This window comes from Candidatus Eisenbacteria bacterium (assembly GCA_030017955.1).
Taxonomy (GTDB): domain Bacteria; phylum Eisenbacteria; class RBG-16-71-46; order JASEGR01; family JASEGR01; genus JASEGR01.
This window is the reverse complement of sequence record JASEGR010000099.1, coordinates 1-8574: the sequence shown is the minus strand read 5'-3', so window position 1 is coordinate 8574 and position 8574 is coordinate 1. Positions and strand designations below refer to the sequence as shown.

General features: G+C 50.8%; 7 protein-coding genes and 1 CRISPR repeat array. Of the genes, 6 read left to right on the top strand and 1 reads right to left on the bottom strand.

Annotation, left to right across the window (positions count from 1 at the left end):
* Window positions 1–68 precede the first annotated feature (68 nt).
* The 6 genes from QME66_11900 to cas2 all read left to right on the top strand — a co-directional run bounded on the left by QME66_11900 (window position 69) and on the right by cas2 (window position 7078).
* Window positions 69–446: a type III-B CRISPR module-associated protein Cmr5 gene (locus QME66_11900; protein MDI6809666.1), complete on the top strand. Its 378-nt coding sequence runs from the start codon at window positions 69–71 to the stop codon at window positions 444–446.
* A gap of 4 nt (window positions 447–450) precedes the next feature.
* The gene (gene cmr6, locus QME66_11895) at window positions 451–1266 is read left to right on the top strand and encodes a type III-B CRISPR module RAMP protein Cmr6 (GenBank protein ID MDI6809665.1); all 816 of its coding nucleotides are present in this window, start codon (window positions 451–453) and stop codon (window positions 1264–1266) included.
* Entirely contained in the window at window positions 1247–3067 is a 1821-nt protein-coding gene (locus tag QME66_11890; protein ID MDI6809664.1) for a hypothetical protein, read from the top strand. Before cmr6 ends, QME66_11890 begins: the two co-directional genes overlap by 20 nt.
* A complete protein-coding gene (locus tag QME66_11885; protein MDI6809663.1) occupies window positions 3057–3887 on the top strand; it encodes a hypothetical protein in 831 nt (276 codons plus the stop codon). Before QME66_11890 ends, QME66_11885 begins: the two co-directional genes overlap by 11 nt.
* 276 nt (window positions 3888–4163) lie before the next feature.
* The gene (cas1, locus tag QME66_11880) at window positions 4164–6797 is read left to right on the top strand and encodes a CRISPR-associated endonuclease Cas1 (protein ID MDI6809662.1); all 2634 of its coding nucleotides are present in this window, start codon (window positions 4164–4166) and stop codon (window positions 6795–6797) included.
* Entirely contained in the window at window positions 6794–7078 is a 285-nt protein-coding gene (gene cas2 / locus QME66_11875) for a CRISPR-associated endonuclease Cas2 (protein ID MDI6809661.1), read from the top strand. Before cas1 ends, cas2 begins: the two co-directional genes overlap by 4 nt.
* Window positions 7079–7185: 107 nt before the next feature.
* Window positions 7186–7958: direct repeats of the CRISPR family, unit length 36 nt; unit sequence GTCCGAGAGGACATGCGGGTTGACTCGCGCTGAAAC.
* 67 nt (window positions 7959–8025) lie between these two features.
* Here cas2 and QME66_11870 read toward each other — a convergent pair.
* Window positions 8026–8574 (bottom strand): IS4 family transposase (locus tag QME66_11870; GenBank protein ID MDI6809660.1); only part of this gene is annotated, 549 nt, incomplete at its 5' end.

The window sequence follows — 8574 nt, the reverse complement described above, 5'->3', positions numbered from 1 at the left end:
CCTTTTTCGGAGGTTACACCATCTCCTCTTTTACAGGAAGCCTATGACATCACCGAAGGAGGCAAGCAATGCCAACTGAACATACTGATATCGGAGGAATGATCCTTCCGTCAAAATCGATCGAGCGGGCGAGAAAGGTGCTGGAGTTTAGAGGTGAGTTGACAGGGCTGAACAAAACAGACGTAAACTTTCTTAAAGGGCTACCGGCAATGATCATGCAGAACGGGCTCGGGCAGACGGTTGCATTCCTGAAGGTGAAGTCCAAGGACAGCATTCTTTGTGTTTTGTGCAAATTGTTGGACATCGAAATTGGTGACCCAATCACAGCAATCCTCAGATTAGATGTTCAGGAATACTGCAAGAAGCAGCGCGAGGCCATAGAATGCGCCGCATGGATGAAAGAATTCGGTCTCGCATTTCGGCCACCAGCCGAGAAAACGGAGTAGTAAAGTGATCCCAGTACCCGCGGCAATGACCGGAGATCGTGACTTTGAGACATCGGTCAACCTCTCGCTTCGCTACTACAAACTTGCTGATGTCTTTGAGGAGAAGAAGAACAACGCAAAGCAGCTCATAGGGTACGAGATCACAAAGGACAGATCTAAGTTTCTCAAGAATGTAATCAAGCGTTCGACCGAGAAGAAAGATGTTTACGCGGAAGCATTTCGGCTTCGCAGACAGCAGCTTGATCAGATAGGCGACGGCTTCCCTCTCACGACTGCCAAGCGTCTTCTCTTCGGTGTTGGTTATTCCCATCCGCTGGAGATCGGCTTTACTTTTGACTGGACAACGGGGCTGCCCATTATTCCCGGCAGTTCGCTCAAAGGTGTGGCGAGGTCATTTGGCAAGGACAAGGAGAGTCGTGATCAATTAGGGATAGATGCAGAGACGTTGAAACAAATTCTTGGACCCGATCCGAAGGAGCCGCCGCACGAATCCGGGAGAATCATCTTCTTTCCCGCATATCCTTGTCTGCGCCCCGATCAGGCCTTCCTCGAGTTGGATGTGATGACCCCGCACTACAAGGAGTATTACGACGACCCTTCGAACCCTCCGGCAGATTGGTACAATCCCGTTCCCTTGCACTTTCTGACGGTCCCTGTAGGCGTGAAGTATTGTTTCCGTCTGGCCGATCGACATAATCTCGCAGAAAAGGAGACACCTGATAACCTCCTGGGCAAAGCAATGTCCATTCTTAAATCGGCTCTCACCGAACACGGCGTGGGGGCAAAAACGGCTGTGGATTATGGATACTTCAAAGAATAAGGTTCACTTTTTCACGATTTTCATTTTTCCATTCAAGTACTTTGGATGGGACGGACACAATCAGGTAGCAATAACCCCTCAAGCCGCCGTTAAGCCATTGACGGATGGGCGGACGGTGAAATGGAGAGAGAGTCTCTTTTCTATTGGAGACAAGGAACAGAAAGCTTGGACTGCAGAGAGCTTGGAAGAACTACGAAAGGAAATACTTGAGTATAGCGAAAGCTCTCGCTCTGGTGCCGCCCCCGCCGTACTAGAGAAACAGAAAGACAAGATTGACGAGAAGTTCAGACCCATGCGTGAGCATAACGAATGGTATTATTTCCACCCGTACGTTCGAGAGATGATTTTCCGAAGCCACCTTAGCGATGACGGCAGCATGCGGTTTCTCACGAGGACCGACTATACTACGCTCTGCGTTCAGGTGGTCGATGACGACAATCCTCCCCGACATATCTCGGCACATGTGAAGTCCATTGATCTACATCTCTATGATAACCAAATAGGTCTTCTCAGCATCACCGCCGAGAGCGAGAACCAGCACACGTTTGAGGAGCTTCTCCGTTTCAATGATGTAGCAAGGCGTGTGTACCCGCCTTTTCTTGGTTTCTATAGGCCGGAGAGAGATGACGAGAAGGCCGCGATTATGGACATGGACCTCAGCCCTACGTCTGCTGCAAGAAAGGGGGGTGGGATACTTCCAAATACCGTAACACTGACTGGAAAATCTCGGCCTATTCAGCAAGTATTTGAAAGTATCACGTTGCCGCAAACCGAGCCATTTCTGAGCAAGATCATACTGAAGCTTCTGGATCCGCTTCAATTCAAGCCTTGGGAAGAACAGAAACTCCAAGCGAACAAAATCTATTTCGATTCCTTCACCGACGATCGCATGTTCATTGTTTCCTATTGTGCTGAGCCCGATCTCGCTCAACGTTTGAGCCCGCAGTGTTGCGGGCACTTCAACTATGAAAGTTCCGACGAATGGTATCAATTCCTCTTTGTTGACGGGAAAACGATGGGAGTGGCAAATGAGTCAATGAAACGAGAGCTCATTCGAAAACACACAAACGGACGGTGGGCAGAGTACAGAACCCTGTACGGCATGTCCCGCTACAGTTTTGTTATGTTAGGCGACGGTAAGGACTTCTGCAAGAGAGTTCTATATCATCACATGAAAGGTGCTTACTACCAGCTTGCACTCATCATCCTCTTCCAACGGGCAATGCTGCTTAAGTTTTCTGAGGATGTCAAAGAACTCACGAAAATGTTCAAGCGCAGCAGGCCGTCGGAACAGTTCTTTCGTCGCGCAGACAAGCTCTATGGCGAGTTTATCGCGTTCACCAATCGTTACTGGCATTCTGAGGTGACTCCGCAGGAGCAGGGTATTGAACTGTATGATAAATGGACCAGGCTTCTGGAGCATGGCCGGCTCTTCGAGGATGTAAACGGTGAGATCCAGGACTTGGCCCTGTATGTTCGCAACGCAATCGAGCATAGGACAAGCGACAGGATTAAAGCATTGACGAGGGTGCTCGTAAGGTTGACATGGATGCTGGTGGGTCTGACCGTGTTGCTTCTTGTGCTGACCATCTGGCTTGCCTTCATAGGTGAGGGAGAGTTGCCCCAGAAGCGCTTCTGGCTTCTGCGGCCCGAATGGCTTGGCTACGTCAAAAGTGATCCATCTAAATGGATTCTGATAGTAGTGATAGCAGTTCTCTTTCTGATCCTGGTGGTTGGTATTCTTTGGTTCTCCCTAAACAGATTCAAGAGACTGTTCGGGAAATCGTCCAGTGGTAGCTAGGCTCGAACCTACCACCACAACCCTCATCTGCCCTCGCAACGATGGCGAGGGTGTTGCCATTATCGAGCTGGCGAAGTGCTTGGGATTTGATGTGCGTGAGTCCAACCAACCGTGGGGCGCCACGCTTGAGGAAGAACCGGCGATGACCTTTGCCGATCTCAAGGAGAACGTGGTCATTGTAGAAATGCCCGGTGTTGCGAAAGAGAAGGAACTAGGGGAGCGGCATAAGCTCTACATCATTGACCACCATAAGTACGAAAGCATCGACCGCGGCAACCCGAGAAGCTCACTGGAGCAACTTGCAGAGCTCGCCGGCTACACACTCAACCGCTGGCAGACGGGAGTTGCGCTGAACGACCGTGGCTACATCCCGGCGCTGCAGCAGCACCAGTACAGTAGGGAAGAGATCCGCCAGATACGGGAGTTCGATCTACGAGCACAAGGCTATATTGACACTGATTTTCGGAGGTTGGAGGCCGAATATGAGCTGGGACAAACGCGCGACAATCAGCTCTACGTTGTTCAAACATCCCAGCCTAAGACGTCTTATCTTGCGGACGTGCATTTTTGGAAGAACACAGAACGCACACAGAAGCTTGATCTTCTTATTCTGTCCACATCCAACAATGCGCAGGTAAAGAAAGTCTCGTTCACTGGCCGGCCCGCGGTTGCTCGACGGCTTTTCGAAAAACTAGGTGGCTTTTGTGGCGGCGACGAATGTGCATCCATGTATTGGGGAAAGGAACTGCCGGAAACACCACAATTAGACGAGCTGCTGAAACATGTTGATGAGGCAGTTGAGCGGAAAGAAGGGGGATGATCGGAGGGGAACGGGACGTTTCATTGAGAGCGCCCCGACTCTTGTTGCTTCCGTGCGCGAGGCCTCCTGGGTTCTGATTACTGTGCCTTCAACTGCCTGTAGCTCAGAAGATTCCCGACCGAACGAGACTGAAACAGGTATCTCTGCGCAGGACAGAGTAGGGCTTACAAACAGGGGACCTGACAGAAGCTCAGCCTGAAACAGGTGTCCCTGCGTAATGAAGAACAACGTTGGATTAACGGAGTGCCGGACTGGAATACTCCTGACGTGAAAATCATGAATCAGTTTGCACATCTTACCTGGTATCGTCTCCGCTTCAGCATTATCAACACGCGACTCGCACATTCTACCAAAGCGCATGCTGTGTCGGTGGTTGATGCGATTATTAAAAGTGCTTCTGCACGCATGATTCCGCCGCTGGTCGAAGAGCTTTCCGGAAAACTCTTCTTTCACATCACCGACCGTAAATTCACCTACAAACTTCATCAGACAGCGAAATTGGATGTTGAGTTAATTGCAGTACGGCTTGATGAGGGGTTTCTGGCCAAGTGGCGTGACGCGCTACAGGAGTATCTCTCCTCGCCCGAAGGCGAGGAGAACTTCTCGCTGGTTCGGCTTGGGGAAGTTGAAGCACAAACGTATGATGCACTCATCTCCTCGTTCCCAAACCAGAAAACGAGCGGAGAGATTTGTTTGGAGTTCTTCACGCCAGTGCCGTTTAAGCCTGAGAAGTCAAAGCGGCGGACAATTCTCTCACGGACAGCGTTCGTAAATCTTTTCGAGAAACGTTTCTCAAAATTGTTTGGCGAAGAGTTTGCGTACAAATCCGGCTCTGACGATTTCTCGGTATTGCCATATTACTGGAGCTATGCGGAGATCAAACACCTTTCACATTCCCAGTCCGGAACAACACAATACATCAATGGCTGCGCCGGCAAGTTGTACATCAAAGGGAGCTTTGCCGACTTTCTTCCATTCCTGATCCTTGGTTCCGAGTTGCATGCCGGGCTGAAACTCTCTAATTCCCAAGGGTACTATAAGTTGCACTTCCAATCACCCGGCTACTTCTGTGCGTATTTTCCTAACAAGCAGGCGCTCGCCGCGTTGACGCGTGATGTGCTGCAGCGCTACGACCATGCCGCAGAGTCCCTTGTAGCGGAAGCGGGGCTGCAGTTTGATGAAAACTCATTTGCTGAACAACTTGTCGAGGAACTGAAAGGCGGCACGTACACCCCTTCGCCCAACACAGCATTCATGGTGAAAAAAAAGAGCGGCGGGGAACGGATGGTGGAGCAGCCTGCATATAGAGATCTAATCGTGGAGGAGTATGTGTTGAAGACATTCTCCGACACTGCGGAGAGGATCTTTGAAGAGGAATCGATTGGCTTCCGGCGTGGAGTTTCACGGCAGAAGGCGGTAGAAATGGTACGCGCATCGCTTGCGGACGGCTACCGCTACGTAATCGAGTCCGACATTGAGGATTTCTTCCCTTCCGTAGATTTGCATGTGTTGGAGCGTTTGCTGGATTCGTACATTCCCGTTCAGGACGCGCTGCTGAAGAGTCTCCTTGTGCGTTCTGCGCGGACGGGGTACTTGCTCAATGGCCGCTTTCAGGAGAGAGTGAGGGGTTTGGCGCAGGGAAGCCCGCTCTCACCGCTTCTGGCAAACCTGTATCTCGATTCCTTCGATGAGGCGGTGAAGTCATGGGGAGTGCGGCTTGTTCGCTATGCGGATGACTTCATTATTCTTACAAAAACGATCGATGAGGCTGAGAACATTCTTTCGAAAACAGAGGCATGCTTGTCGCACCTTGGCTTGAAGCTGAAGAAAGAGAGGACTTGCATCAAGCCGATGCAGGAGGGGTTCCAGTTTCTGGGTATCCGATTCAATGATTCCGAAGTGCAGGTGTTGCCAGAGGAAGAGCTGAAGTTGCTGAAGAAGCCGCTTTACGTCACCGAGCCGTACACGTTTCTGGCAGTGAACGGGGATGCGCTGGAGGTCAAGAAAGGAAAAGAGGTGCTGGAGACGATTCCATTGAGGAGAGTGAGTGAGATTATGGTCATGGAGAAAACCGTCTTCTCGACGGGGCTCATCACCAAGTGCACTGAGCACAACATTCCGTTCACCATTACGTTGAACTCCGGCTACTATGTCACCACGGTGATGCCCGACTCGAAGAAGTATTTCGACATCTCCTACGAGCATGCAAAAAAATATTACTCGCTGGGTGAGACTGCACTCCTTTCGATCGCGAAAGAATTTGCTGCCGGGAAGCTGAAAAACTATATAGCACTGTTCAAGCAGCGCTATCGGGTAGATATGCATCACTTTGTGCACGAACTGGAAGAATTCGTCGCCCGCATCTATGCCGCGGCGACGGTGCATGAAGTGCGTGGATTGGAGGGGGCGGCGGCAAAGAAGATCTATCCGGAACTAAACGCCCTCATCAACGACAGAAAATTCCACCTGGCAAGGCGGGACCGGAAGGAACCGGACCGGATCAATTCCCTGCTCAACTTTGCCTACTATCTCCTCTACTCTCGGTTGAATGTAACGGTCAGAGCTGTGGGGCTGAACCCGTATCTTGGGTTTCTTCACAGCGCTGAAGACACGTATGAATCGCTCGTGGCGGATCTTGTGGAGCTGTTTCGTGCTCGGATCGATCGGTTCATCGTCCGGATACTGAATTTGAAGGTGATCCAGCCTGCCGACTTCGTGCAACACGGTAAGGGATACTATTTGACTAGGGATGCTTCAAAGAAATTCCTGAATAGTCTCGAAGGTGAGATGGAGAAGAAGAACTCCGATGAGAGACTTTCCCTCAAGGAAACAATTTACGTGCAGGTGCGTGTGATTCGAGCGTGGGCGGTTGATAATGGCTCGCTGTCGTTTTATACTTGGGAAGTATGACTAGGGCCGCAGATTACGCCGTCGTCTATGACATCAGCTCAGACCGAGAGCGGGCCAAGGTGGACAAGCTGCTTAAAGGTTTCGGGTTTCGAATTCAGAAGAGCGTGTTCGAGTGCAGGCTGACAAAAGGAGGAAGGAAAGAGCTTATCGAGAAGTTGGAGCGCTTGAAAATCAAGACAGGCTTTGTAAAAGTGTACCGAGTGGAGTATACGACGGGGGCAGACGTGGTGGGGGAAAAGAAAGGACCTGCAATTGATGAAGGCAATGCCTACATTGTGTAAGTCATTCAGAACCTCCCTGAAAAACGCGGTCGGTTGGTCAGATTCGGGTGAGGTTCTGAATTTTGGTCGTGTAACTTCTTTCTCTGCAACAAGTTTCGAACTGGATAGTCCGAGAGGACATGCGGGTTGACTCGCGCTGAAACTTTAAGGATTCAGGATTCAGGATTAAGGATTCGTCCGAGAGGACATGCGGGTTGACTCGCGCTGAAACTTTAAGCTCTTCACCCTTACCTGTAATTCTTTAGTCCGAGAGGACATGCGGGTTGACTCGCGCTGAAACCATCATCCCATTTGTAGCGTCGCGTGAAAAGTCCGAGAGGACATGCGGGTTGACTCGCGCTGAAACTTTTACACGATGCGGTTGAGGCACAACCATAGTCCGAGAGGACATGCGGGTTGACTCGCGCTGAAACATTGCCTCTGCCATACCCTCCGTGAGTTCTGTCCGAGAGGACATGCGGGTTGACTCGCGCTGAAACTTCACCGCCCCACTTTCCCGATTCACGAGAAGTCCGAGAGGACATGCGGGTTGACTCGCGCTGAAACAATCACACCCATGGCCTGATGCGCTATTAGTGTCCGAGAGGACATGCGGGTTGACTCGCGCTGAAACATACAGCTCACCGGGGAAAATCATCTTGTTCGTCCGAGAGGACATGCGGGTTGACTCGCGCTGAAACACTCTGTTTCTAGTTTCTCCCCAGGGAATTGTGTCCGAGAGGACATGCGGGTTGACTCGCGCTGAAACAGTTGCAGAGCACGAAGAGGGTGATTCGTTGTCCGAGAGGACATGCGGGTTGACTTGCGCTGAAACACTCCGCGTTTCCGATACTCCGGAATAATCGTCCGAGAGGACATGCGGGCCTCCCGCTGAAGCGAATTTATTCTGCATCTCAAACGCCTCCTTTTGGTCTGGGAATTACGTGATGTGTCCCACTACTGTCCCGTTAAAAGTTGAGCAATGATAACTGGTTACGTGTTTGGTCCGTTTCATTTTGTGTGTCGGATGTTGTAAGTAGTTGAACCATATGGGTCCTTTCGAAAAGAGAGATGCTCAGGATTTGTAGGATTTCGCTGAGGCTGCGATTGATGTTGAGCTGTTTCTTCACTATGGCGACAAGGACGTAGGTGGTGATGGCGATCCAGATTTGAGTCTTTACAGCGTTCATCGAGGTGCCATAGAAGGTCTTGATTCGGAGGTGTTGTTTGATCCATTTGAAGAACAGTTCCACCTGCCACCTGCACTTGTAGAGAGACGCGATTGTGAGTGGAGGGAGTGTGAAGTTGTTGGTGAGAAACACGAGTCGTTTGTTTGTATCGGTGTCGAAGAAACTGATTCGTCGGAGTGGAGCAGGATAATATCCTGCGGTCTTGATTCCATTCAGGATGATGGTCTGGTCTGTGCGCAGACCTGTGGATTTGTCGACCGTGCGGCGTGAGTGCACGTGGTAGTCCATGTTGGTTTTGGCGCGTATGACGAAGAATGCCAGGCTCTG